This window comes from Pygmaiobacter massiliensis (assembly GCF_900199435.1).
In the GTDB taxonomy this organism is placed as follows: domain Bacteria; phylum Bacillota; class Clostridia; order Oscillospirales; family Ruminococcaceae; genus Pygmaiobacter; species Pygmaiobacter massiliensis.
Genome location: NZ_OAML01000003.1, coordinates 1,175,225 through 1,199,913 on the forward strand (window position 1 = coordinate 1,175,225; position 24,689 = coordinate 1,199,913).

Sequence of the window (24,689 nt, forward strand, 5' to 3'; positions counted from 1 at the left end):
GTTAAGCGAGTTCGCCAGAAGGATTGTCCTTCTTTTTGGGGCAGCCTGCTGCGGCAATTGCTTTTGGTAGCCCCAGATACATAACATTATCAAAAATTTCGCGGTAGCGGCGCATCGCCAGCAAATGATAGCAAAGCGTGGCTTCGCCCGCGCGCATATTGCATTGTTCTTTGGCAAGCCGCAGGGCTTCGTCCCTCGGGATACCGGCAGCATGGTAAACATTGTAGCTGCCGCTGGCTGCATCTTCGTCGAAATCATCAGCAGCATCCAGCAAATAAATAATCTGTCCCAAAAACATGCCAAGCCTTGCGGCAGCGGGGCGGTCAGCACCTTCTGCACAGTCGGCAAATAAAGCAGAGAGCATCTCGCCGGTGGGGGCAGCGGCCTCATCGGGAGAGGTGCAGCCCGCAGCTTCTAATGCAGATTGCTTTTCTATCGCAGCGGCAATGGCTGCGGAAAGCTCGGGTCGATGCTGCGCTGCACGGCGGTAATGGAAATGATAGAACGGCAGAGCGGCTGCACAGAGCAGCTTTTTGCTAAGCTTTTCGTCGTGCAAATTATCGCGCAGTTTGTGCCACGAAAGCAGCAGCAGACTGTCAGCGGCAAGTGCAAGACCGGCAGATTCACCGGCAGTGGGGCGCGGACGCACCGGGTTAACGATGCAGCGCTCCGGCCGGGTGCCGCCATCTTCACCGGAAAGGCCATCTGCCAGCAACGCGACCAGCACAAGGTCGTAGTTGAGCAAAAGACGGGCGAAGAAGCCGTAACGTCGCTTTAGTTCTTTACAAAGCCCACAGTAAACGCTGCGGTATTCGGTGTACTCGCGTACGCGCAGTTCCTCTGTTAGCGGGGTGATGGTGCCAAACAAAAAAACATCCCCCTTTTCACATACAAAGTAATACTATTATACAGGATTTCGTATTGCATTACAAATATGCGCAGGGGGAATTATGTTAATTTTTGATGAATTTTCAGACCGGCGGCTGGCTTTCAGTCGTTATAACCGGGGTTGCGGATTTTGGAGGATAATTTTCCAGCACATCAAACACATACCCTTCCTTACGCAAAGATTCGATGATGTCAGGCAGGGCTTGTGCGGTTGTTTTCGTGGCTTTGGTGTCATGCATTAGAACAATCACTCGTTTACGGTTGTTGGTGTCGCGCATGACATGCTGCAACAAAGTTTCGGGAGATTTTTTCTCCCCCACCGCGTCGTCGGCGCAACTGTTCCAGTCAAAGTAGCGGTAACCTTTTTCGTCTGCTTGCTGTTTTAGCGTTTTCATAATGCCGCTGCCGCCATATTTGTGCGAAACAGAATTGGTGCTGCCGCCAGGGAAGCGCAGGCAGGTAAGATGAGCGGTGTCGCCTACATAGGGGGCTATTTTCTCTTTCAATTCCTCAATGTCGTTCCAGTAGCTTTCGGGGCTGCTGTAAATCTTTTTGTAGCTGTGGCTGCTGGAATGCAGGCCAATCTGATGGCCTTCTGATACCGTACGAGTGAGGGTAGGAAGATAGTTTTCGTTATTCTCAGCGGCGCACACAAAAAAGGTCGCTCGTACGCCATATTCTTTTAAAACATCCAAAACCAGCTCTGTGGTTTCGCTCGGGCCATCATCGAAGGTGAGATAGGCGACTTTTTCACCCTCGGCACCGGTGTCCTGCGTGGGGGGAGATTCCGCCACCTCCGAGTTGGCTTTTGCAGCGGTCGCGAGCATTTCGTTGGTGCAGTATTCGGTACCGCCGCCTTTTAGCAGCGAAACCGAAACTGCCAGTGCCGAAACGGCACAAAGTGCGGTAAGTAAATGGCGTTTACGGATACGAAACGAACAAAACATTAAGGGATGGCCACCTTTCGGTTGATTCTATTGGGCAAAGCATTTATACTATGTCTATGTAAGCTATCCCCCGATTATTAAAGGAGATTTGTATGGATTTTTTACTTTACCTGGTGGCCGCGCTTTCGGCAGGTTGCCTTGTTGTTTCGATTTTGTGTTTGCTCAAACGCGATAAAAATGCGATTTCCCGCGCGGAGCTGGACGCTTTGCGGCGCGATGTAAGCGATGAGCTGCGCGCTACCCGTACTGAAATGACCACTGCGGTGAATGAAGCGCTGAAAACCTATGGCGCAAGCCAGTCTGCCGCATTAGGCCAGATAGCAACCATGCAGGATGCCCGCCTGCGCGCACTCGATGAACGCTTTAAAACCCTCGGTGTGCAGACAGAGCAGCAGCTAACTGGCGTGCGTGCCACAATGGAAAACCGTATAGCAGCACTGCAGGACGATAACAACAAACGCCTGGAGCAGATGCGCGCCACGGTGGATGAAAAACTGCAGAAAACACTGGAGGATAAGCTGACTAAGAGCTTTGGACTTGTGAATGAGCGATTGGAACAGGTGTACAAAGGTCTTGGCGAAATGCAAAACCTTGCCACTGGCGTTGGTGATTTGAAAAAAGTACTCTCTAACGTTAAGACACGTGGTATTTTGGGCGAAATTCAATTGGGCGCAATTTTGCAGGAGATTTTGACACCGGATCAATATGACGAAAACGTTGCGACCCGCAAGGGCTCTTCAGAGCGTGTTGAATTTGCAGTAAAGCTGCCTGCGGGAGAAGATGGATCAATCTATCTGCCTATCGATGCAAAGTTCCCTGGCGATTTGTACAGCAACCTGATGGATGCATACGACAGCGGCGACTCCGATGCCATCAACGCAGCGGGCAAAGCGCTTGAAAACCGTATTCGAAGCGAGGCAAAGGATATTCGTGATAAATACATTCATGTGCCGGAAACCACCGAGTTTGGTATTCTGTTCTTGCCGGTAGAAGGGCTGTATGCCGAGGTGGTACGTCGGGGTATGGTAGAACGGTTGCAGGCGGACTACAAGGTGAACATTGCTGGCCCTACCACCATGGCGGCCCTGCTGAACAGCTTGCAGATGGGCTTTAAAACGCTTGCCATCCAAAAGCGTTCCAGCGAGGTTTGGGATATTCTCGGCGGCGTAAAGTCGGAGTTTGAAACTTTCGGCAAAGCACTTTCGCAGGCACAAAACCGTATTAACCAAGCTTCTGATGAGCTGGAAAATCTGGTGGGCGTGCGGACGCGTCAGATTCAGCGAAAACTCAAAAAAGTTACGAGTTTGCCCACTGCCCCCACCGGCGCATTGCTGGACGCAGCCGACGAAGACGAATAAACTACATAATAAAAAAGAGCCGCCCGTGTTGGGCGGCTCTTTTTTGCGCTTATAAGCTTTGAGAGAAAATGGCTCATTCATCACGCACCGTTTCCAGCTGGGAGGTAAATGCCCCCATATAATTGGTGCCGCGCGAAGCGAAGGTGCCAGTAAGTAAAACACCCAACCATGCCGGTGAAAATTTTATAGTTAGGGTAGAGAATAAATCGATTTTGCCTAAAAAGCAAAGCAATATGCTAAGCAGCAAGGATGAAGTATAGTAAACGAGTTTTTTATACTTTTTATTTTGAAAAGCCAAGACAAGAGTTTTTAGATATTCCATAATGCCTTCTACCGTAACGGCAATCACCAAAGAAAGTGCAATCGAATTCATAGTACTCCTCCTTGTCTGACTTTACATTATGCACAATGTCGCTTGCGCGTGTATCAGAACCCAAAAGCATTAGGTGAATTCACAGTCTGGTATTTTTGTGACGAAAAAGGAAACCCTTACAAAGTAAAACAACACTTATCCTCTCGCACAACGTGGAGAATTTGTAATCAGGTTACTGTAATAAAAGCGCTAAAAAGTTAAAATTGGCACATAAGAAATAGACGGAGGCACAAAATGTTTCAATTTTTTAAAAAGTCGCGATCTGCAAAGCTGACAGATATTAATACTGTTCCTGAACTGATGAGCGGTGATAACGAGGTACGTCTTCTGGATGTACGCACACCCCAGGAGTATCGTGCAGGGCATCTGCCGTTAAGCGAATCGCTGCCGCTGCCCCGTACCGAAGCGTTGGAAGAGCTGGTGCCAGACAAGAGTACCACTGTGATTGTTTATTGCCAAAGCGGGATACGCAGCACGCAGGCAGCGGGGATTCTTGAGCGTTTGGGTTATACCCATGTAATCAATGCAGGCGGCATAGCTCAGTGGAAAGGCGAACTGGTGCAATGAAAAAAGCGAGCTCAAAGAGCTCGCTTTTTCGTTTTAGGTGTAAACGCATAAATAAAAGAAAAACACCGAAGATTTTTCAATCTTCGGTGTTTTTCTGGTGCGGAAGATGGGACTTGAACCCACACGTCATAGACACACGCACCTCAAACGTGCCTGTCTGCCGATTCCAGCACTTCCGCATATATTGGGCATCGGTCTCCCGTGCCGCGAGAATTATTCTATCATACCACAGACGCAAAAGTCAAGCATAAAAATCAAGTTTTTTGCATTTTTTTGCTTTTTTTGAAAAATGGCATTTTGTGAATAGATTACTCTTACCGAATATAGAAAAAGAAAGCCTCCCATTTCTCGCTATCAAACGCTTGCATCTGGCACGCGCTTAAAATCTGCCGCAAAGGCTAAATCACAAATTTATGTGAGATTTTGGAAATTTGTATACCTTTATGATACTATATAAACGGAAAACGCGAAAAGGGGAGACTACATGGCACATAGTGTTAGGGTAAAACAAAGATGGCTCGCCACGTTGGCAACGCTGGTGCTTTTAGTAACCGGCGGGGCTAGGTATGCGCATGCCCAAACCGTTGCGGCAGCTGAGCAGAACCCGGTGAAAATCGCTTATTCGACATCAGATTTTTCGGTAAGCCCGAACGAAGAAACCGCGAGTGACTATGTGCATGCTTATCTGCAACGTGTTGCGCTGTACACAGACTGGTCTTATCAGTACCTTTATGTGTCCAGAGGGGAAGCAGAGCGGTTGCTGCGCGAAGGGAAAATTGATTTTTTATGTGCCACAGAGCCGAGCGCACAAGAGGAACCGCTTTTGCGTTCCGAACTGCCACTGGCACAGCGGGGGATAGTTTTATATACCATGCCTCAAATCGATTTATATTATGAGGATTATGCGTCTTTAAATAAAAAGAAAATTGGCTATGTAAAAGAGAGCTTTTCGAAAGAACTGCTGGAGGAGCTGGAAACTCAGCAGGGCTTTGTAAGCGTTCACAAAGAATACCAAACCGCTGATACAATGGAAAAGGCGCTGGAAGCGGGCAAAATTGACGCTGCAATCTCGGAAGAAATGCAGGAGTGCGCAGAACGCAAAGTAATTGCTTTGATGCAAGCTCCCTCAGCTTACTTATATGCGCTGCCTGAAAATGAAAAGATGCAGCAGCTGAACACCGCGATGCTCCGCATTGAGCAGGAAGACCCGTTTTACCGTGAAACGCTGCATAGCACTTACTGGCGAAAAAATCTTGGCCGATTCCCTCTTTTTACCCGTGCTGAGGCAGAATACATCCGCACCGCTCCCGAAATTACAGTAAAGCTGAGTGGGAAACGCGGGCCTTTTTTTGTAGAGGATGACAAAACCGGAAAAATGGAAGGTATTGTACCACGTATTCTTCAAACGATGACTGACCTTTCGGGGCTGCAATTTCGTGCAGAAATCGCCTCTGAATCCGGGCAAAGCCAGGCAACTGTGATCGAAGTGGAAAGCTTGCCAATGAGAACGCGGGCAGAAGGTAATTCTTTAGGATTCTTTACCGGAGATATTCAATTTGTAAAACGGGGCGAGGCTGTTTTGGATTGGAACAATACCGTTCGTTTGGTACTGCCCAGCTCTATGAAAGCTTTTGCAGAACCGTTGCTTTCTGCTTATCCAACACTGTCAATTACTGCAGCTGACGATTTGGAGCAATGCTTGAATAAGCTGCTCAGCGGTCAGGCAGACATAACACTGGAAAGCAGCTACTACGTATCTTCTTTATTGCAAAACAACAAGTATAGTGGACTGCGCACTTTTGAAGGGAAAATAACGCAGGAGCGCGTCAGCTTCAATGTGGCATCGAACGACGAAATGCTACGTAGCGTTTTAAGCAAAACACTTGCGGCAATGGAACGCACCGAAACAGAAAAACAGATTTTGCACGACGCGGCAATGATGAATGAAAAAATAACGATGAGTGAGGTGCTGGATGTAAACCATACCTTCGTTATATTGTGCGGTGTGCTGGCGGTAGTTTTATTTGCAACACTTGTTTTTACACGGGCAAAGCACGCACGGCTGCTAAAAGAGCAAAACCGCAGCCTGGAAAGACGCTACCAAGAGGAGCTTGCGTATCGCAAAGCGTTGCTGCAAAATGACCAAATGCTTGCCTCCCTCAAAATGAACTTAATTACCGGAAAAGTGGAAGATACACAGGCTGATTATTGCTTTAGTGGCGTTGTGGACTGCGATGAGCTTGTCAATCGCATTGTCGAAACAATTCCGTCGGAGCGAGACAAGCAGGCATTCCGTGCCTTTTTCGGGTTAGAGCAGATGCGCAAAAATTTTGCAGCCGGTAAAGCCGATGCCCAACTAGCCTACCGCAGACGACTGAAAACAGGCGAACTGCACTGGGTAGAAAGCATTGCTCGAATATTAAAGCGCCCCGGCAGTGAAGAAATTACCGTGTTTTTCTATACCCGCACCATTCAAAACGAGACGCTGATGAAAAAACTCATCAGCACCTTAATCCTAAATGATTATGAGGCACTTTTTTACATTGATGTGCAGCAAGACGTTGCACAGCTATTCCCCCGGAAAAACGATAAAAATAATATGGAGCAGATTTCGGGCTTTGAGAAAAGGCTTCTGGAATGGGTTTACGAGCACAAGGATAAAACCGCACCGGGCGATATTATGCATCAGCTTGCAATGAGCAAAGTGCTGCATCATTTAGAACAAGCTTCCGTATTTCAATACGTTGTACCGCTGGTTGGCAAGCAGCGAAAACTGACACAGATGCGCTTACGGTTTTCTTATATTGACCGAGAAAACCAGTTGCTCTGCCTGGCTTGCGACGATGTGACGTACCTGTATGAAAGAGAGCAGCAACAAACGCAGCGTCTGCGAGAGGCGCTTTCTATGGCGGAGATGCATGCTCAAAGTAAATCCGAGTTTTTATCGCGCATGAGCCACGAGATGCGTACTCCGATGAACGCCATTATCGGACTTACCGATTTGGCGAAAAAAGAAGCAGAAAGTTCGCCTGCTGTGCAGATCTACTTAAATAAAATCAGCGGTGCCGCGGGATATTTGCTTAATCTCATCAACGACATTTTGGATATGGCGCGCATTGAGCATGGCAAGCTGCAAGTGCGGCAAGAAGCTTTTAGGTTTGACCAGATGCTGCTGCCGGTGCTTGAAATGATAGAAACGCAAGCAATCAAAAAGAAAGTTTATCTGAAAATTGAATCCACCTTAGATGAAGAATGGTTTTATGGGGATAAAATGCGTATTCAGCAAATGCTCATAAATCTGATGGGCAATGCCATCAAATTCACCCCCTCGGGTGGGCAGGTGCGTTTGGATGTTGCCAGAATAGCCTCTGAAAAGGGATCACATCAAGTTTCATTTTTGATTTCCGATACCGGCATTGGCATGAGCAAAGAGTTCTTAAACATTATGTTTGAACCTTTCTCGCAGGAAAACGTGGGAGCGACGAGCCAGTACCGCGGCACCGGGCTGGGACTGCCCATCTCAAAAAACATTATTGAACTGATGGGTGGCACCATAGAGGCAGAAAGCGAAAAGGACAAAGGCACCCTGTTTACAGTTGCGCTGCCGCTTTCGCCAGCGAGTGAGCCTCAAACCGTAGAAACGGCAAAGCAGATAGACTATGCTGTAGCGCTTAAAGGCAGGAAGATTTTGCTGGCAGAAGATCATCCGCTCAACATTGAAATCACCAGCAAATTGCTGACAAGCCAAGGTGTGGCGGTGACAGTAGCGCGGGATGGACAGCAGGCGATGGAGCTGTTTGCAGCCTCGGCGCCCGGGTGGTATGATGCGATTTTGATGGATATCCGTATGCCGGTGCTGGATGGATATGCCGCAACCGCCGGGCTGCGCCGAATGGAACGAGCGGACGCTAAAAAGGTGCCCATTATCGCGATGACGGCAAATGCTTTTCAGGAGGATGTTGAGCAGGCGCTTGCCGCAGGCATGAACCTGCATCTTTCTAAACCTGTGATACCAGATTTGTTGTACCGCACGCTGGAAGATCAGATTCATCGTTATCGCACTGAACAGCCTTAGGGCAATCTGAAAGCGAAAGGCTCGCTGCATTCTCGGCAAGAGAAAAGCAGCGAGCCTTTATGATTTTGCTAGATAAGGGAAAATAAATCGTTGAGAGCCTCTGACATGGTAGGATGGGTGAAAATCTGGTCGCGCAAAACGGTGTAGTCTGCACCCATTTGCATTGCCAGCTTTACGGTGTTGATGATTTCGTAAGACTCTGGGCAGATAAGCGTCGCACCTAGAATTTTGTCGGTTTTTGCATCTACAATAGCTTTCAAAAAACCTTCCGTTTTGCGCAGAACCTGTGCCTTGGGCACTGCTGCGGTGGGCAGCTTTGCAACTTTTATTTCATATCCGGCCTGGCGAGCTTCTGTTTCAGATAAGCCTACACGAGAGAATGGCGGGTCCAGAAATACGCTGTACGGCACATTGGTGCGGGCAGCGGTAGAGCGGTTGCCGCCAGCAAGGTGATCTTTTACGATGCGGGAATCATCTAAAGAAATGTAGGTGAATTGCAGCCCGCCAGCAACGTCGCCCATAGCATAAATGTGCTCCGCAGAGCTTTGCAGATATTCGTTTACCTGCACGGCGCCCCGCGGCGTGGTGGCTACCCCGGCAGCGGCAAGGTTCAGCTCATCGGTGTTGGGGCGGCGGCCGGTGGCAATGAGGATAGCCTCAGCGGAAAGTGTATATTCGGTGCCGTCTTTGGTGTAAACCACAGCGGCAGTGCTTTCATGATTTTCCAGGCGGGTGATTGCGGTGTTCAATATGAATTTCACGCCTTTCTTTTCTAAAATCGCCTGTAGCTCGTCTGCCACATCACGGTCTTCACGCGGCACAAAATCTGCACCATCCTGCACCACGGTAACCGCACTGCCGAAATTGGCGTAAATAGAAGCAAATTCCAAACCGATGTAGCCCCCACCGATGATGACGAGCCGCCGAGGCAGAGTGTCGAGGTCAAGCATACCGTCGCTGAACAGTACGCGCCGATTACCCTCGATGCCCTCAATTTTCGGCACGACGCTGACCGAGCCGGTATTGATGAAAATCTGCGGGGCAGAAAGCAGCTCTTCGCTCTCTGCGCCAGCTACTTTTATAGTGTGGGCATCCACAAAGCTGCCAGTGCCGTCAAACACGGTGGTGTTGGGGTGAGAGGCAAGTTTATCATAGTTTTTCTGGCGCAGCATACTGGTTAGACGGCGCTTTTCGGCAATCGCGGCACGGTAGGCAGCCGCTTTTTCTTCAAAAGCAGCGTCGGCGTGCTGCTTGGCGGAAAGTGCGCTGTGCACGAGGGATTTGGAAGGAATGCACCCTACATTAATGCAGGTGCCGCCGTACATCTCTTTGGAACGCTCAACCAGCGCCACTTTTTTACCGCTTGCGGCTAGTGCGGCGGCAAGCGTTTTTCCACCTTTGCCAAAGCCAAGGATGATTGCATCAAATTGTTTCATAATAAAATCTCACATTTCTACGGATAAATAAAAGAGAAAAAAGGTCGGCCGATTAAATGTTCTGGCTTTTCGGACGAAAAATCTGGGCATCAATGTCAGCGATTGAGATTTGGGCAAGTTTTTGTTTACAGGTATCGTCCAGCTCCTCGCAAATATGATCCATGATATTGGCCATTCCAGAGGCAACAAGGCATTCCATGTCCAAGTTGCCGGAGCGCCAGGTCAGCTCTACCACAGGTGTCTCTAAAGCGGTGAGAATTTGTGCTAAGTTGATTTTGTGCGGGTCGCCTAAAAAGGTATAGCCGCCGTCTGCACCCTCGCGTGTAAAAACGAGCTCTGCTTTTTTTAGCTTTGCCATCACCTTACGAATACGCGCCGGGTGGGTACAAACATTTTCTGCAAGTGCGTCGCTGGTAAGGGGGCGCTGCATGTGGTTGAGGTATACGAGGGCGTGGACCGCCACGGAAAATTCACCGGTCATTTTTCTGCCTTTCCCGATACTGTGTCGTATGGCCAGCTATTAATGCCGCCAAAATCGTAAACGTTGGAATAACCCATCCCAATTAGCTTTTCTGCTGCCTGTCTGCTTCGGTTTCCAGAACGGCAGTAGATGAGGATTTCAGCATCCTTATCCGGCAGCTCGGCAGGTGGTTCGCTGATGATTGTTTCGTTAGGGATTAGCACAGCACCCTCGATATGCTTTTCTTCAAATTCAGCTTCGGTGCGCACATCCAATACGACAATAGAATCGCCACTGTCCATTCTGGCTTTGGCTTCTTGTGCTGTCAGGGTGCGATATTCAGCCTTTTCTACGGCAGAGGAGCTAGCGGGGGAAGAGGCGCTGGAGGAGGAAGAGAGAGCACCGCCGCAGGCAGCAAGCATTGCTGCCAGGGCAAAGGACACAATAAAAAGTGATTTTTTGAACTGCATAGAGCACAATCCTTTCTATCATCCAAACGTGGTAAAATCGTTTGGGTAAAGCGGGAAAGATGATACTGTAATTATGTGAGTTTCAGTTTGCAAAGTCAACGCTTTTTTCTAGAGTGTGTGACTAAGTTACGAAACAAGGCAATAAAAATCAAGCAAGATTTTGATATTTTTCCATATTTTGCTATAATAAAAACCGTCTGCATAAAGCATGCAAAAAACGAATTGATGATTTAGAGGCGAGGAAGATATTGACTAACAACGAAAAGATGAAAAAAGTAAAGTCGTACCTATTCACTTTTGCTAAGTGGTTATTGTTGTCGATATTAATCGGCAGTTTATGTGGGGCTGCGGGTATTGCATTCCACTATGCGTTGGTAAAAGTGACCGCGTGGCGTCTGGCTGACAAGCGCTTGATGCTGCTATTGCCCTTATGGGGTGTGATTATCGTCTTTTTTTACTACAAATTTAAAATGAGCAAACATCGGGGCACCAACGATATCTTTGAAGCGGTACGTTCTGCCGAACGTGTGCCCTTGCGGCTCGCTCCGCTTATTTTTATTGGTACCACATTGACCCATCTCGCAGGTGGCTCTGCCGGGCGAGAGGGTGCTGCACTTCAAATGGGAGGCAGCATCGGCGCGGCATTTGCGCGCGTGGCCCGTTTGAACGACCAGGAGCTGCGCATTGCAATGGTTTGCGGTATGGCTGCGGTGTTTAGTGCCCTGTTTGGCACACCACTGACAGCGACGTTGTTTTGTATTGAGGTAATTAACGTAGGTGTTTTTCAGTATGCGGCATTGGTGCCGGTGCTGGGGTCTTCGCTCATTGCATACCAACTGGCTGGCTGGTGCGGAATAGCGCCGGAACGATTTGTGCTGCGCCACGTTCCAGAGGTGTTTTTGCTTACCACAGCAGGCCGTGTGCTGGTGCTTAGCATATTGTGCGGCGCAGTATCTATTGTGCTATGCGAGGTGCTGCATAACAGCGGAAAAATCTATAAGCGGTTTTTCCCCAACCCTTATTTGCGAGTGATAGTAGGCGCGCTACTCGTCTTGTTTTTGACTACGCTGGTTGGTAATTTTGATTATAACGGAGCGGGAATGGAACTTGCCGCCCACGCCATAGAGGGCAAAGCCGTTGCCCCCGCAGCCTTTTTGCTGAAATTGCTTTTTACCGCGCTCACTCTGGGCGCCGGTTTCCGCGGCGGCGAAATTGTGCCTACCCTTTGCATCGGTGCTACATTTGGCAGCGCAGTGGGGGGCTTGCTTGGGCTTGATCCGGGCTTTGCCGCCGCCTTGGGAATGATTGCGGTTTTCTGCGGCGCCGTTAACTGCCCCATTGCCAGCCTTGCGTTAAGTGTAGAATTTTTCGGCAGCGAGGGGCTGCTTTATTTTGCGATTGCGGTAGCGGTAGGGTATATGCTCAGCGGAAGATACAGTTTGTACGCCGCGCAAAAGCTTGTCTACTCTAAGCTTGCACCGATAGAGCTGCCTCCCGATAAAGACATATAGCACAGCCTGCGCTATGCTGCAATTTTGATAAATCTAAAAAAGTCTAAAAAACCTTATCACATTTTAAGAGAAGAAAAGTCCTAAATGGCTTGTCTTTTTGCTTGATTTTCCGCTACAATAAAACACAGTGAACAAAAATCGAGTAGAGGCATATCGCGAATAAGCAAAATAGAACCTTTTCATCGCACAAGAAATGTCAAGAATCTGCCAAATATTTTTGCATATAAATGGCTTGCAAAAGGCACTCTTTTCATTTATTGCGGTGCAGTAAGAAGGTGTATGCCGCTGAAAACGCTAGTCTGCAACGTTTTTAGCGCGCCAAGTGTCCCAACCGCAAAATTTGGACACTTTTGGAGTTTGTTTAAAAAATCACAAAATTCGCATTGCAAGCCCCTAGCAAATCAACTATAATAGACGCAGATTGGCTTTAAAGGAAAAAGGAGGAAAATTCAAATGGAGCCTAGTAAATGGATCGTTATCCTGACAGGTATTACTTTAGTCTTTGCAATTTTGGTACTGCTTACTTTAGTTATTAAGCTGCAGGGCAAAATTTTCACTGGCATCGACCGTAAAAAAGCAACCGAGGCGGCTGCAAGCAAAGCACAGCCTGCATCGTCAAGCCCGGTAGCAAATGTAGCACCCGCGGGGGCCGCTGCAGCAGTGGAGCCGGAACTGGTAGCGGCAATTGCCGGCGCGACTTATGCAAACGCTTCACCGGCTGGTGTGCCGGGCGAAATCGTGGCAGCTATCACTGCGGCAGTGGCAGCAGTCAGCGAAGGCCCCTTTGAAATTTTGAGTATCACCAAAAATAAGCAGAAAAAGGTGGCTGGCCGCAGTGCCTGGTCCCGTGCGGCAGTGAGGGCTTATACGGAACCGTTTTAAAGGCGTAGTGCTTTTATAATTTGACAGAAAAGGGTGTTTTGAATCATGGAGGGATTTTTAGGTGCGATTCGCGGAATCGCTCAAGAGTCTGGCTTTAATGGATTGTTTGAAGACCCGCGCTATTTAATTATGATTTGTGTGGCGTGCGTTCTGCTGTACCTTGCCATTGTCAAACAATTTGAGCCTCTATTGTTACTACCCATCGCATTTGGTATGCTGCTTGCCAACCTCCCCGGCGCAGGCATCATCCATATGGAATATTTTCTGACAGAATCGGGACATCCCGACTTTATGCAGGTGCTGAATAATGGCGGCCTTGCGGATATGCTTTACCTGGGTGTTAAACTTGGTATTTATCCGCCGCTTATTTTCCTTGGCATCGGCACAATGACGGATTTCTCGCCCCTTATTTCGAACCCCGCCAGCCTGCTTTTGGGCGCAGCGGCGCAGCTTGGTATCTTCTTTACATACTGGGGCGCAAAAATGCTCGGCTTTACAGGGGCGGAGGCAGGCTCTATCGGCATCATCGGCGGCGCAGATGGCCCCACGGCAATTTTCGTCACCACAAAGCTTGCCCCACATTTGCTAGGTGCCATCGCTGTGGCGGCTTACAGCTATATGGCGCTTGTGCCCATTATTCAGCCACCAATTATGCGTGCGTTAACGACGCATAAAGAGCGCAGCATTGTAATGACACAGCTGCGCCCGGTATCCAAAACAGAAAAAGTTATTTTCCCGATTATGTGCACCATCTTGATTTCACTCATCCTGCCTACCGCAGCACCGCTTGTCGGTATGCTGATGCTGGGCAACCTGATGAAAGAATCCGGTGTGGTGGATCGTATTTGCAAAACTGCCGGCAACGAGCTGATGAATATTATCACTATTTTCCTCGGCTTGTCGGTTGGCTGCACCACCAGTGGTGATACCTTCCTTACCTGGCAGACAGTTAAAATCATTGGTCTTGGCCTTGTGGCGTTCTCATTCGGTACTTCCGGTGGTGTTATGCTCGGCAAGCTGATGTGCGTGCTCACCAAGGGCAAGGTTAACCCGTTGATTGGCGCTGCCGGTGTTTCTGCAGTGCCGATGGCAGCCCGCGTTGCCCAAAAGGTTGGACAGAAAGAAAACCCGCAAAACTTCCTTTTGATGCATGCTATGGGCCCCAATGTCGCTGGCGTTATCGGCTCGGCAGTGGCTGCTGGTATTCTTATTAATATGTTGGGATAAAATTTTTCTTACGAAAGATCGCTCACTCAGCGGTCTTTCGTTTTTTTATGCCTATGAAGTTGGCGGTTTGGTGACTTCGACACTTTCCAACAATGCTGTTTTGTGCTACAATAAAGCGAACTATATTGAAAAGCAGGCGTCCGGGAATTTCCCTTCCCGGACACGATTTTTGCAGGATGAAACGGCATAGTGCAACATATATGCCGGCGGCAAAAATCGGGAAAGGACCATTGAGATGACAGAGAACCAGCAAACGCAGTTTTTGAACCTCCGTAAACGCTACATCGAGGGGCGCTTTGGGCGCCTAAATCCGGTGCAGAAAGATGCCGTGTTTACTGTGGACGGCCCTCTGTTGATTTTGGCGGGCGCAGGCAGCGGAAAAACCACAGTACTGGTTAACCGCATTGCTAATTTGGTGCGGTTTGGCAAGGCTTACCACAGCGATAAGATTTACGGTACCGTAACGGCCGAACGGATTGCTGAGCTGGAAGATTTAGTCCAGCGCGGCTCCAGCGAGCCTTCTCCGGAGCTGGAAGAGATGCTGCGGGTTTCTACCGCACGGCCTTGGAATGTCCTCGCCATCACTTTCACAAACAAAGCGGCAGGGGAGCTGAAAAACCGCCTTTCCGATATGCTTGGCAGTGCGGCGGAAGATATTACTGCCTCTACCTTTCACTCTGCTTGCGTGCGCATTTTGCGGCGTGAAGCACAGGTGCTGGGCTGGCCGCAGGCATTTACTATCTACGACAGCGACGATTCTCAGCGTGCGATGAAAGAGGTGTACAAGCAACTTTCCATCGACGATAAATTTTTGCCTGTGAAAGCGGCACTCTCTGCAATTGGGCACTACAAAGATAAGATGCTCGATTATAAGCAGGCAGCAGAGCAGGCAGGCGATATGCGCTCGAAACTGATTTGCAATGTTTACGAGGCCTACGCCAAACGTCTGCGGGCGGCAGGTGCATTTGATTTTGACGATTTGATTTTCCATACTGTAAGGCTGTTTGAACAGCACCCCGACGTGCTGGAAAAACACCAGACGAAATATCGTTACATTCTGGTAGACGAATATCAGGATACCAGCGTGGCACAGTTCGAGCTTGTGCGTCAGCTGGCGGCAGGCAGCGGCAACATCTGCGTCGTTGGCGACGATGACCAGAGCATCTATCGTTTCCGCGGCGCAACCATCGAGAATATCCTCAGTTTTGAAGAGCATTTCCCGGGGGCCAAGGTGGTTCGGCTCGAGCAGAACTACCGTTCCACCTCTAATATTTTGAACGCAGCCAACGAAGTCATCAAAAACAATGAGGGCCGAAAAGGCAAAACACTATGGACTGAAAACGGCGATGGCGACAAAGTGCACCACTATCAGGCAGATAATGAGCATGACGAAGCGGCCCATATTGCCGAGGTAATTGGTGAACACATCAAAGAGGGTGCAAAGCTTCGCGACCATGCCATTCTGTACCGCATGAACGCACAATCCGGCCCCGTCGAGACCTATTTTGCGCGTGCCGGTATTCCTTATAAAATCGTTGGCGGCCAGCGATTCTTTGACCGAAAAGAAGTGAAGGACATTTTGTCTTATCTTTCGATTTTGGCAAACCCGCAGGATGATTTGCGTCTGCGGCGCATTATCAACGAGCCTGCCCGCAAAATTGGTGCAACTACCGTCGATAACATGGCACAAATCGCAGATGGACTTTCTTGCTGCATGCTGGAGGTTGCCGCCACAGCAGCAAACTATCCGGCGCTTTCCCGTGCTTCGGCAGCGCTGCAAAAGTTTTACACAATGTACGAAGAACTGCTGTGCGCTGCTGCGGAGCAACCGCTGGACGAGCTGGTTACCTTTGTGATTGACCGCACCGGATACCGCTCGATGCTAGAGGCACAGGGCGAAGAGGGCCAGACCCGCTTGGAAAACTTGGGACAGCTGATTTCCAGCGTTAAAACCTATGTAGATGCAAAAGGGGAAGAAGCAAGTCTTTTTGGCTACCTTGAAGAAGTTGCTCTCATCGCGGACATTGACAGCTATGACGAAAGCAGCGACGTCGTTGTTATGATGACGATGCACGCAGCGAAAGGCCTTGAGTTTCCGTATGTTTTCATTGTAGGTCTTGAGGATGGCATCTTCCCGAGTGAAATGGCGCGCTATAATGCAGAAGATTTGGAAGAAGAGCGCCGCCTTTGTTATGTTGGTATTACCCGTGCCAAAAAAGCGCTCTACCTTTCTTCTGCCGAGATGCGTATGATTTTTGGCCAGACCAAGCGCAACCAGCCTTCTCGCTTTTTGGGAGAAATCGACAATTCGCTCATCGAAGAGGATTGCTCGTTTATGATTGCCCGCCGCAAAGAGCAGGCTGCCGCTTTTGGCAGCCGTCGGGTAGAACCCGTAGCGCCGCGGCACCCCGCCGCTGGCCTTGGCAGCTTTTCTCGCGGGTCTACTTTGGCTGGGGCAGCACCGCAGCCGAAAGCTGCCGGCACCAAAGCTGCCTTTAAGCCGGGCGATGTAGTACGGCATAAAGTGTTTGGGCGCGGTATTGTCCTGGAGGTTACCCCGGTGGCAGGCGACACGATTGTGAAGATTCGCTTTGACACCGTAGGTGAGAAAAAGACAATGGCAAACTACGCACCGCTTACGCTGGAAGAATAATTTAGGGCAGGCAGTGCTTGCTATCGTGCAATTCCCCGGCAGCGGTAGAGCGGCCAGAAAAAAACGACAACAAGCCCATATTATCCGCGGTGAGAAAACCGCGCAAAAGATAGCTTTGAGAGGATTTTCTTTCAACGCTTATTGTGCCTCTGGATTTGCGCTGATAGAAAAAGCAGCAAAGCTCAAGACGGCACAGCCCCTAAGAAAGGAATGGTCATAATAATGAAAGTACAGTTGATTGCCCACACGCCGGAACCGGAAAAAATTGTAGCAGCTGCAGCAAAGCTTTGCTATTCGCAGGTGGGTGTAGAAGAGCTGATGCAGGGCCTTACCCCGGAGAAAACAGCTGAGTTTGTGCAGATGCTGGCATCTCTCGGGCACGAAAGCCCCACCGAGCACGTTAGCTTCACCTTTGCTATTGAGGGTGTTTCTCGCAGCCTGTTGGCACAGATTACCCGCCACCGCATCGCAAGTTACAGCGTGCAAAGCCAGCGTTATGTTCGGCTGAACGAGTTTGATTATGTGACCCCGCCGGAAATTGCAGAAAATGAAGAGGCACAGGCGGCCTATGATGAAATGATGGAACAGCAGGCAGAAAGCTATCGCAAGCTTGCGGCAATCCTCAAAGAAAAACATAAAAATGAGCTGATGGCAGCGGGCGAAGATGAAAAAGCTGCGACTCGCAAAGCGGAAAAAATGGCAATTGAAGATGCCCGTTTTGTGCTGCCGAACGCATGCGACACCAAGATGGTGGTCACGATGAATGCACGTAGCCTGAACAATTTCTTTGCTCATCGCTGCTGCAATCGTGCACAGTGGGAAATCCGTGCGCTGGCAGATGAAATGCTGCGTCTGGTGTGCGAGGTTTCGCCGGCACTGTTTGTGAAATCTGGCCCGCCCTGCGTAAAAGGCGCTTGCCCAGAGGGTAAAATGACCTGCGGCGCTGCAGCTGAAATGCGTGAAAAATATGCAGAATTGAAAGAAACGGTGCGCTAAAGTATTGCCTTTTGATGGCTGCTAACAAAGCAAGAACAGTAGCCCCGCAGTGATGAGGGCAAACGAAGGATTTGATAAAGAAAATGGGTAAACTAATCGTGATAGAGGGGCTGGACGGCAGCGGAAAAGCGACTCAAAGCAAATTGCTTGCAGAGCAGCTTTGTGCCGAAGGCAGGCAATGCCGACGCATCCGCTTCCCTGCCTATGAATCGGGTTCCAGTGCGCTGGTAAAGATGTATCTTGCCGGATGCTTTGGCGATAAGCCGGGCGATGTAAACGCCTATGCGGCCTCCAGCTTTTATGCGGTAGATCGCTTTGCAAGCTATAAGCAGGATTGGGGCAGCTTTTACCAAAGTGGCGGTATTCTCGTCGCAGACCGATATACTACCTCCAATGCGGTGCATCAGTGCTCTAAACTACCCCGCGGCGAGTGGGACGCTTATCTTGATTGGCTGTTCGATTTTGAATACAACAAAATGGGTATCCCTGCGCCGGATGAGGTATTGTTTCTTGATCTGCCCACAGCGGTTAGCCAAAAGCTGATGAACGAGCGGTACCACGGCGATGAAACCCGTAAAGATATCCACGAAAAAGATCTCGAATACCTTTCCCGCAGCCGGGAGGCGGCCTACTACTGCGCCGAAAAGCTCGGCTGGGAAAAAATTGACTGTACCCGTGATGGTGTGCTTCTTTCTATCGAAGAGATTCATCAAAAGGTGCAGCAACGCGCAAGTGCATTGCTGTAACGGCCCGGTAAGCTGAAAGCAATGCGGGCGGCTTATCGCACAAGCAGTGCGCAGCAAAAAAATGAACTCATGGTCAAGGCCGCTGATTTGCAAAATGGAGAATACATGGAATACCATAAAGTAACACTCGAAGACGGCAAGTGGGTACGCCCACTGCTGGAAGCAACCAATTACAAAACCTGTGAGTTTGCCTTTGCCAACATCTATATGTGGGCAGAGCTGTATCACACTTATATCGGCGAGTATCAGGGCTATGCGCTGGTACGTAATATTGGCAGAACGCATCACCATTTTTTGTACCCGGTGGGCGGCGACAACTTGAAAGCGGTGCTTACCGAGTGCATTGAAGATGCCAAAGCCGGCGGCAAAACCCCGATGATTTACTCGATTCCGGAATCGCAGCTGCCTCGGATTGAAGCGGCTATGCCGGGCGTATTTCACTTTGGCACAGAGCGCAAAAACGATGACTATCTTTATCTTGCCAGCGACCTTGCCAACCTGCCGGGCAAGCCATACCAAAAAAAGCGCAACCACGTCAGCCGCTTTTTGAAAGAGCATCCGGATTATACGTTTGAAGCTATCAGTCCTGAAAACATTGAAATGGTAAAGGAGTTTAACCAAATCTGGGGTGCAATGTACGATGCAGACAACCCGGGGCTGGAAGGCGAGCACGGAGCCATCGTTCGTGTGCTGGACCACTTCTTTGAGCTGGGTCTTGTGGGCGGGCTGCTGCGCGATGGAGATAAACCGTTGGCTTTTTGCTATGGCAGTAAGCTGAACGACGAGGTGCTTTGTACCCACGTGGAAAAAGCTTATCACGAGGTAAACGGCGCTTATGCGCTGATTAACCGTGAGTTTGCGCGGATGTACGGGCAGGACGTGACTTATATTAACCGTGAGGACGACCTTGGCGAAGAGGGTCTGCGTAAGGCGAAGCTCTCGTACCGTCCGGCAATGCTTGCAAAAAAATATTTTGCTGTTTTAAAGCGGGAGGCACCTGCTTACCCGCCTGAAAGAACCGAGGAATGATGCTATGGTGAACCACCGGAAAGCAAAAGAGGAAGACAGGACCGACCTGTCGGCTCTTTGGCAGGCTGCATTTAAAGACGAGCAGCCCTATATTGATTTTGTATTTGACCGCTTTGCCGGGTTGGAACACACCTGGGTGGCAGAAGAGGCAGGCCAAGTGATTGCCTCTGTCTGCGCGGTGCCTGTGCTGCTAAAAAAGCTGCCGGGCGTTTACATTTACGGTGTCAACACCCGTGCTGATTTGCGCGGCAAAGGCGTAATGAAGGCATTGCTGGAAACGGTGCATAACGAAGAGAAAAAAGCAGGGCGTGCATTTGCCGCACTCGTACCGGCAAGTGCATCTTTGTTTGATTATTACAAGCTCTTTGGCTACGAAACGATGTTTTATCGGCGCGTGGTGCAGCGCAGCATCCGCGCAAACCTGTGGGCGGTGGCAGATTTTGATACAATCACTGCGCCCCGCCTTGCAACCCTGCGAGAAGAACGAATGGCATGCGATTATATGAGCTTTGGAAAAGAGGCGCATGCTGCTATGGTGCAGGATTTATATACCGGTGGCGCGACCACAATAGAAACAGATAATGGCTATGGCGTTTATTTTGAAACCAGAGATACTTTGGTTTTCAAAGAGCTGCTGGCAGACGGCAGCTCCGCCGCAGCGAAAATTTTAGAAGCGGCACGCCAAAAGACCGGACGGGAGCAGGCGGAGATTTATCTGCCGCAATACAGCGATGTGTTTTTGGGCGAAGGTGAGCTTTGCCCCTATGGCATGCTCTGCTGGCTGGATGGCCCGCATCAGCTGACCGACCCGTACATGGGGCTGATGTGTGACTAGCTCGCGCATCTCTGACAAACTTGTTTCCACGAGCCATCTGCCGCAAGTAGCGGTGAAGGCTGCCTGCCCTTGGGCGGGCAAATACGTTTTGCGAAAGGACGAAAGAAAAATGGTCTACCTATTTTTAGCGGACGGTTTTGAAATCACCGAGGCAATGGCACCGCTGGATATGCTCAAACGTGCCAAGGTAGAGGTGACCACCGTTGGCATCGGCAGCCGCAGCCCCCGCAGCAGCGCAGGAGTGCAAGTGATTGCAGACCGCACTGATGCAGACTTTGTACTGCCCGAAGATGCCGAAATGGTAGTGCTGCCGGGCGGTATGCCGGGTACTACCCACTTAATGGCGTCGCCCGTAGTACGCGAGGTGCTCGCAGAAGCAAAGCGACGCAACCTGTTTGTTGCAGCTATTTGTGCCGCCCCCTGGGTATTGGATGCAAACGGTTTGCTGGATAAACGCCGCGCTACAATGTACCCGACCATGCAAACCGAGATGGAGCATGGCGTATATACGGAAGAGCCGGTAGTGGTGGACGGCAAAGTGATTACCGGACGTGCTGCCGGGTGCGCGGTACTGTTTGGGCTGACACTCGTTACAGAGCTCAAAGGCCGTGAAGTTGCGGCAGCGTTGAAGCACTCCATTTATCCCAACTGGTAAAATGCGGTGCGCTGCACCAAAGAACGTGAAAGGTTTGGTCTTTAATATGAAAAAGGTACTTATCACACTGGGCATTCTCGTCCTCGTGGGCGTCCTCGTGCTGACAGGCGGCTTCTTTTACTATTCCTCTGAGGTTGCAGGCAGCGGCGCTGTGGGCGAGTCTCGCGAGTTTGTAGTAGAGCAGGGGACTTCTCCCAATACCATTGCGGCAAAACTCAAAGAAGAGGGCTTTATTGGATCTGATCTGTGCTTTAAGATTTACCTTAAGCAGACAGGTGTTGGCCCGAAATTCCAGTATGGCACCTTCTCTTTGCAGGAGGGCATGAGCTATGCTGCCATTGCAGAGGAACTGCAAAAGGTCAATAAAAACGTAGAAACCGTTCGGGTAACTTTCCCGGAGGGCAGCACTGTGCTGCAATTTGCTGCGATTATGGAAAAGGCGGGCCTTTGCACCAAAGAAGAATTTTTGCAAGAGGCAAACCACGGCGATTTTTCCAACCTTGCAATCTGGAATGAACTGCAGCCTTCTGAAAACTGCTTTATGCGTGCAGAGGGGTATCTCTTCCCGGATACCTACGACTTCTTCCCGGATGACACTGTTCACAACATGGTGGGCAAGCTGTTTGCAGAGTTTGATAAAAAATGGACGCCGGAGCGCCAGGCGAAAGCCAAAGAGCTGGGCCTTAGCGTGAAAGACGTTGTGAATCTGGCTTCCTTTATTCAGGAAGAAGCCGGCGACCCAGTGAACATGCCCGGCGTTTCGGGCGTTTTCCACAACCGTTTGGCACAGGGGTCTCCCTATCCCAAACTGGAAAGCGATGTTTCCTGGTACTATATCCAGGACTTTATCCGCCCCTACTACGAAAACCTTGGCCAAAAAGTACCGGCGGGGATGGAAGAGGCTTACTATACCTATGATTGTGTAGGCCTGCCCGCTGGACCTCTTTCGTCCCCGGGTGAAGCGGCCATCGATGCTGCACTGAACCCCGAGAAGAACGATTATTACTTCTTCCTTACCGATTTTAACGGCAAATACTATTATGCAAAAACCTTTGAAGAGCACCTTGCCAACGTCGCAACCATGAAGCAGATTAATGGCCAGGTAAAAGCCTCGATTGGTGCAAAAGGTTAAGCCTGCGGGCAAACTTCCAGAAAGGAACTTCTAATACGATGATATCCACTTTCCCAGAACTGCTATTGCCGGCAGGAGATATGGAACGGCTGCGCTTTGCCCTTAGCTATGGCGCGGATGCAGTTTATCTTGGCGCAGACCGTTTCGGTATGCGCTCCTCCCCCAAAAACTTTGACCTTGAACAATTGGCAGAAGCAGTGCAGTTGACCCACGCAGCTGGTAAAAAGCTGTATTTGACCCTAAACACCGTTCCCACAAACGCAGAAGCTCGAGAATTGCCGCAATTTTTAACTGAAATTCGCGACCTCGGCATTGACGCGTTTATCGTAGCGGATATTGGCGTAATTTCGATGTGCAAAAAATATGCCCCCGGCATTGAATTGCACCTTTCTACTCAGGTGGGCATTATGAACTACGCCACCGCAAATGCCGCCTATGAGATGGGCGCAAAACGTGTAGTGCTTGCGCGTGAGCTGACTTTGCAGGAAATTGCAGAGATTCGCGAAAACACCCCGCCGGAACTTGAGCTGGAAGCATTTGTGCATGGTGCCATGTGCTTAAGCTTTTCCGGCCGCTGCTTGCTTTCGCAGTATATGGCAGGACGCGACGGTAACCGTGGCGAATGCGCACAGCCTTGCCGCTGGGAATACTCGCTTGTAGAGAAGAGACGTTCCGGCCATTATTACGATATTGGTGAAAATGAGGATGGTGCGTTTATTTTGAATGCAGACGACCTTTGCGCCGCACCGTTTCTCGACCTTATTCTGGCAGCGGGTGTAACGAGTCTTAAAATTGAAGGCCGGGCAAAAAGCTTTTATTATGTAGCAAGCCTTGCCGCAGCATACCGCCGTGCACTGGATGCCGTACTCGCAGACCCATACCACTATACCTGCCCGGAAGAAACGCTTGAAGAGCTGGGCAAAACAAGCCATCGCCACTACTCTCCGGGGTTTTATTTTGGCAAAGAGCACGCCACCCAAAACACGGCAACCAGCAGCTATGTGCGTGACTGGGAAGTGCTTGCAGTGGTGGACAGCTGTGAAAATGGCATTGCAAGCTGTACTCAGCGCGGACGTTTTTTCCTTGGCAATGAAGTGGAATTGTTGCTGCCGAGCGGCGAAACCTGTACTTTTGTACCGGGCTGGCTGAAAAACGAAGCAGGGGAAGAAATTCAGGCGACACCTCATTCGATGATGCATTTTACGATGCCGGTGCCGCATGACGTACCGCCGCTTTCGATTTTGCGCAAACGTGCAGAAGAGATTCCGGCACAGGCTTAAAAAATACAAAAATGCCCTGTTTTATGCGACAGGGCATTTGTTGTTTGAAAATGGAGGGGGAAGCCTGAAAGGATTTTTTCAGGCGATGCAATTGTGCTGAGAACGAAGCAAAAGGCTGTTTGAACTTAAAGGCACAAGACGCAATCAGAGGAGGAATTTATGGACGCACAAAGCATGTTGAAAATGCAGGCCATTATGTTTTTGTTGATGGCAGCAGGTATTTGGGCAAAACGCAAAGGACTTATGACAGACGCGGGCAAAAAGTGTCTGACAGACATGATTTTACATATTATCGTGCCATGCAATATTGTTTACGCATTTGCTATTATTGATGGCAGTGCCATGCAAACCTTTGGGACGGTGCTGCTGATTGGCATTGTGACTGAAATTGCTTCTATTTTGCTTTCAATGGTGCTCTATCGGCGGCTCGCCAAAGGGGAGCAGACCATTTTGAAATATGCCACTGTCTGTTCTAATGCGGGCTTTATGGGCAATGCCATCGCGGAAGGCTTGTTTGGTTCTATCGGCATGGTTTACACCTCGATTTATCTCATTCCGCAGCGCCTCTTTATGTGGTCGGTCGGTGTCTCTTATTTCAGTGGTGGCGGCAAGGATAAAAAAGCAATTTTCAAAGCACTGACGCACCCTTGCCTTATTGCGGTTTACATTGGCATTGCTATTATGACCTTCCGCATTCCGGTGCCGGAAATTCTGCTGTCCGCGATTAAAAAATCCAGTGACTGCTGCACGGCGCTCTCAATGTTTGTTATCGGTGCCATTTTGACAGAGGTGGATTTCCGCACAGTGTTCAGCAAAAAGACGATACTTTTCTCTGCACTGCGGCTGATCGGTATCCCAGCGCTTACGCTGGGGGTTTGCATGCTTGCCGGGGCAGACCCGCTGGTGACCGGCGTTGCTGTTATTCTGGCAGGTATGCCGGCTGGCGCGACAACCTCTATCCTTGCAGCGAACTATAATGTAGAGGAGCGCTTTGCAGCTAAAATCGTTGTCCTAACCACTGCGCTTTCTATGGCAACTATTCCAATTTGGGGCCTGGTGCTGATTGCAACCGGCATGGCCTAGTTTGGGGACCTAAATTTCGTTGTTCTTCCATATATATAAATGAATCCACTATGGCTCATAAGGAGATAAGCTTGCGTCTGTGGCAG

Annotated in this window: 21 protein-coding genes and 1 tRNA gene; 15 read left to right on the plus strand and 7 right to left on the minus strand. The window is 49.7% G+C overall.

From position 1 onward, the window contains the following. Position 1: 1 nt before the first annotated feature. Positions 2 to 868: a DUF5685 family protein gene (locus C1A11_RS10130; protein WP_102050348.1), complete on the minus strand. Its 867-nt coding sequence runs from the start codon at positions 866 to 868 to the stop codon at positions 2 to 4. A gap of 103 nt (positions 869 to 971) precedes the next feature. Then, complete coding sequence (locus C1A11_RS10135; RefSeq protein ID WP_102050349.1) at positions 972 to 1,835, minus strand: polysaccharide deacetylase family protein; 864 nt, start codon at positions 1,833 to 1,835, stop codon at positions 972 to 974. Positions 1,836 to 1,927: 92 nt separating this feature from the next. Between C1A11_RS10135 and C1A11_RS10140 the strand changes: the two genes are divergently transcribed. Beyond that, on the plus strand, positions 1,928 to 3,193 hold the full coding sequence (locus tag C1A11_RS10140) for a DNA recombination protein RmuC (RefSeq protein WP_102050350.1): 1,266 nt from the start codon (positions 1,928 to 1,930) through the stop codon (positions 3,191 to 3,193). Positions 3,194 to 3,266: 73 nt separating this feature from the next. On the opposite strand, the gene C1A11_RS10145 is transcribed toward C1A11_RS10140, so the two are convergent. Further along, a complete protein-coding gene (locus C1A11_RS10145; RefSeq protein WP_102050351.1) occupies positions 3,267 to 3,566 on the minus strand; it encodes a hypothetical protein in 300 nt (99 codons plus the stop codon). Positions 3,567 to 3,800: 234 nt separating this feature from the next. On the opposite strand from C1A11_RS10145, the gene C1A11_RS10150 reads away from it, so the two are divergent. After that, positions 3,801 to 4,133, plus strand: a complete 333-nt coding sequence (locus C1A11_RS10150; RefSeq protein ID WP_102050352.1) for a rhodanese-like domain-containing protein — start codon at positions 3,801 to 3,803, stop codon at positions 4,131 to 4,133. A 95-nt stretch (positions 4,134 to 4,228) separates the two neighbouring features. On the opposite strand, the gene C1A11_RS10155 is transcribed toward C1A11_RS10150, so the two are convergent. Continuing rightward, positions 4,229 to 4,312, minus strand: a tRNA-Leu gene (locus C1A11_RS10155). Positions 4,313 to 4,617: 305 nt separating this feature from the next. Here C1A11_RS10155 and C1A11_RS10160 point away from each other — a divergent pair. Further along, entirely contained in the window at positions 4,618 to 8,208 is a 3,591-nt protein-coding gene (locus C1A11_RS10160; RefSeq protein ID WP_102050353.1) for an ATP-binding protein, read from the plus strand. A 68-nt stretch (positions 8,209 to 8,276) separates the two neighbouring features. Here C1A11_RS10160 and C1A11_RS10165 read toward each other — a convergent pair whose 3' ends face one another. From C1A11_RS10165 to C1A11_RS10175, 3 genes are read right to left on the minus strand one after another with little or no spacing between them, the layout of a single operon-like run. Next, positions 8,277 to 9,644, minus strand: a complete 1,368-nt coding sequence (locus C1A11_RS10165; protein ID WP_102050354.1) for an FAD-dependent oxidoreductase — start codon at positions 9,642 to 9,644, stop codon at positions 8,277 to 8,279. A gap of 52 nt (positions 9,645 to 9,696) precedes the next feature. Further along, positions 9,697 to 10,125 carry an RrF2 family transcriptional regulator gene (locus C1A11_RS10170; protein ID WP_102050355.1) on the minus strand — a complete coding sequence of 143 codons (429 nt, stop codon included), beginning with the start codon at positions 10,123 to 10,125 and terminating at the stop codon, positions 9,697 to 9,699. After that, positions 10,122 to 10,574 carry a rhodanese-like domain-containing protein gene (locus C1A11_RS10175; protein ID WP_102050356.1) on the minus strand — a complete coding sequence of 151 codons (453 nt, stop codon included), beginning with the start codon at positions 10,572 to 10,574 and terminating at the stop codon, positions 10,122 to 10,124. The genes C1A11_RS10170 and C1A11_RS10175 overlap by 4 nt, the downstream gene beginning before the upstream one ends. A 314-nt stretch (positions 10,575 to 10,888) precedes the next feature. Between C1A11_RS10175 and C1A11_RS10180 the strand changes: the two genes are divergently transcribed. From C1A11_RS10180 to C1A11_RS10240, 12 genes are all read left to right on the plus strand, one after another. Then, entirely contained in the window at positions 10,889 to 12,085 is a 1,197-nt protein-coding gene (locus C1A11_RS10180) for a chloride channel protein (RefSeq protein WP_242965905.1), read from the plus strand. A 453-nt stretch (positions 12,086 to 12,538) separates the two neighbouring features. Further along, a complete protein-coding gene (locus C1A11_RS10185; RefSeq protein WP_102050357.1) occupies positions 12,539 to 12,967 on the plus strand; it encodes an OadG family protein in 429 nt (142 codons plus the stop codon). 45 nt (positions 12,968 to 13,012) lie between these two features. Then, on the plus strand, positions 13,013 to 14,194 hold the full coding sequence (locus C1A11_RS10190) for a sodium ion-translocating decarboxylase subunit beta (protein WP_102050358.1): 1,182 nt from the start codon (positions 13,013 to 13,015) through the stop codon (positions 14,192 to 14,194). Positions 14,195 to 14,429: 235 nt separating this feature from the next. After that, positions 14,430 to 16,847 (plus strand): ATP-dependent helicase, encoded by a 2,418-nt coding sequence (locus C1A11_RS10195; RefSeq protein WP_102050359.1) that lies wholly within the window; start codon positions 14,430 to 14,432, stop codon positions 16,845 to 16,847. Between the two features lie 219 nt (positions 16,848 to 17,066). Further along, the gene (gene thyX / locus C1A11_RS10205) at positions 17,067 to 17,843 is read left to right on the plus strand and encodes an FAD-dependent thymidylate synthase (RefSeq protein ID WP_102051065.1); all 777 of its coding nucleotides are present in this window, start codon (positions 17,067 to 17,069) and stop codon (positions 17,841 to 17,843) included. 83 nt (positions 17,844 to 17,926) lie between these two features. Beyond that, entirely contained in the window at positions 17,927 to 18,589 is a 663-nt protein-coding gene (locus C1A11_RS10210) for a dTMP kinase (protein ID WP_102050361.1), read from the plus strand. A gap of 105 nt (positions 18,590 to 18,694) precedes the next feature. Further along, the gene (locus C1A11_RS10215) at positions 18,695 to 19,618 is read left to right on the plus strand and encodes a DUF2156 domain-containing protein (RefSeq protein ID WP_180950315.1); all 924 of its coding nucleotides are present in this window, start codon (positions 18,695 to 18,697) and stop codon (positions 19,616 to 19,618) included. 4 nt (positions 19,619 to 19,622) lie between these two features. Next, positions 19,623 to 20,453 (plus strand): GNAT family N-acetyltransferase, encoded by an 831-nt coding sequence (locus tag C1A11_RS10220; protein ID WP_102050363.1) that lies wholly within the window; start codon positions 19,623 to 19,625, stop codon positions 20,451 to 20,453. A gap of 109 nt (positions 20,454 to 20,562) precedes the next feature. Continuing rightward, positions 20,563 to 21,108, plus strand: a complete 546-nt coding sequence (locus C1A11_RS10225; protein ID WP_102050364.1) for a DJ-1 family glyoxalase III — start codon at positions 20,563 to 20,565, stop codon at positions 21,106 to 21,108. 46 nt (positions 21,109 to 21,154) lie between these two features. Further along, positions 21,155 to 22,240, plus strand: coding sequence for an endolytic transglycosylase MltG (mltG, locus tag C1A11_RS10230; RefSeq protein ID WP_180950316.1), 1,086 nt, complete (start codon positions 21,155 to 21,157; stop codon positions 22,238 to 22,240). 38 nt (positions 22,241 to 22,278) lie between these two features. Continuing rightward, positions 22,279 to 23,520, plus strand: coding sequence for a peptidase U32 family protein (locus tag C1A11_RS10235; RefSeq protein ID WP_341458144.1), 1,242 nt, complete (start codon positions 22,279 to 22,281; stop codon positions 23,518 to 23,520). 159 nt (positions 23,521 to 23,679) lie between these two features. Then, a complete protein-coding gene (locus C1A11_RS10240; RefSeq protein WP_102050366.1) occupies positions 23,680 to 24,603 on the plus strand; it encodes an AEC family transporter in 924 nt (307 codons plus the stop codon). Positions 24,604 to 24,689 lie beyond the last annotated feature (86 nt).

Bases quoted from the DNA above. Each gene is read 5' to 3' on its own strand.
- C1A11_RS10135 (WP_102050349.1), bottom strand. From the start codon at position 1,835: ATGTTTTGTTCGTTTCGTATCCGTAAACGCCATTTACTTACCGCACTT.
- C1A11_RS10140 (WP_102050350.1), top strand. From the start codon at position 1,928: ATGGATTTTTTACTTTACCTGGTGGCCGCGCTTTCGGCAGGTTGCCTT.
- C1A11_RS10145 (WP_102050351.1), bottom strand. From the start codon at position 3,566: ATGAATTCGATTGCACTTTCTTTGGTGATTGCCGTTACGGTAGAAGGC.
- C1A11_RS10150 (WP_102050352.1), top strand. From the start codon at position 3,801: ATGTTTCAATTTTTTAAAAAGTCGCGATCTGCAAAGCTGACAGATATT.
- C1A11_RS10160 (WP_102050353.1), top strand. From the start codon at position 4,618: ATGGCACATAGTGTTAGGGTAAAACAAAGATGGCTCGCCACGTTGGCA.
- C1A11_RS10165 (WP_102050354.1), bottom strand. From the start codon at position 9,644: ATGAAACAATTTGATGCAATCATCCTTGGCTTTGGCAAAGGTGGAAAA.
- C1A11_RS10170 (WP_102050355.1), bottom strand. From the start codon at position 10,125: ATGACCGGTGAATTTTCCGTGGCGGTCCACGCCCTCGTATACCTCAAC.
- C1A11_RS10175 (WP_102050356.1), bottom strand. From the start codon at position 10,574: ATGCAGTTCAAAAAATCACTTTTTATTGTGTCCTTTGCCCTGGCAGCA.
- C1A11_RS10185 (WP_102050357.1), top strand. From the start codon at position 12,539: ATGGAGCCTAGTAAATGGATCGTTATCCTGACAGGTATTACTTTAGTC.
- C1A11_RS10190 (WP_102050358.1), top strand. From the start codon at position 13,013: ATGGAGGGATTTTTAGGTGCGATTCGCGGAATCGCTCAAGAGTCTGGC.
- C1A11_RS10195 (WP_102050359.1), top strand. From the start codon at position 14,430: ATGACAGAGAACCAGCAAACGCAGTTTTTGAACCTCCGTAAACGCTAC.
- C1A11_RS10210 (WP_102050361.1), top strand. From the start codon at position 17,927: ATGGGTAAACTAATCGTGATAGAGGGGCTGGACGGCAGCGGAAAAGCG.
- C1A11_RS10215 (WP_180950315.1), top strand. From the start codon at position 18,695: ATGGAATACCATAAAGTAACACTCGAAGACGGCAAGTGGGTACGCCCA.
- C1A11_RS10220 (WP_102050363.1), top strand. From the start codon at position 19,623: ATGGTGAACCACCGGAAAGCAAAAGAGGAAGACAGGACCGACCTGTCG.
- C1A11_RS10225 (WP_102050364.1), top strand. From the start codon at position 20,563: ATGGTCTACCTATTTTTAGCGGACGGTTTTGAAATCACCGAGGCAATG.
- mltG (WP_180950316.1), top strand. From the start codon at position 21,155: ATGAAAAAGGTACTTATCACACTGGGCATTCTCGTCCTCGTGGGCGTC.
- C1A11_RS10235 (WP_341458144.1), top strand. From the start codon at position 22,279: ATGATATCCACTTTCCCAGAACTGCTATTGCCGGCAGGAGATATGGAA.
- C1A11_RS10240 (WP_102050366.1), top strand. From the start codon at position 23,680: ATGGACGCACAAAGCATGTTGAAAATGCAGGCCATTATGTTTTTGTTG.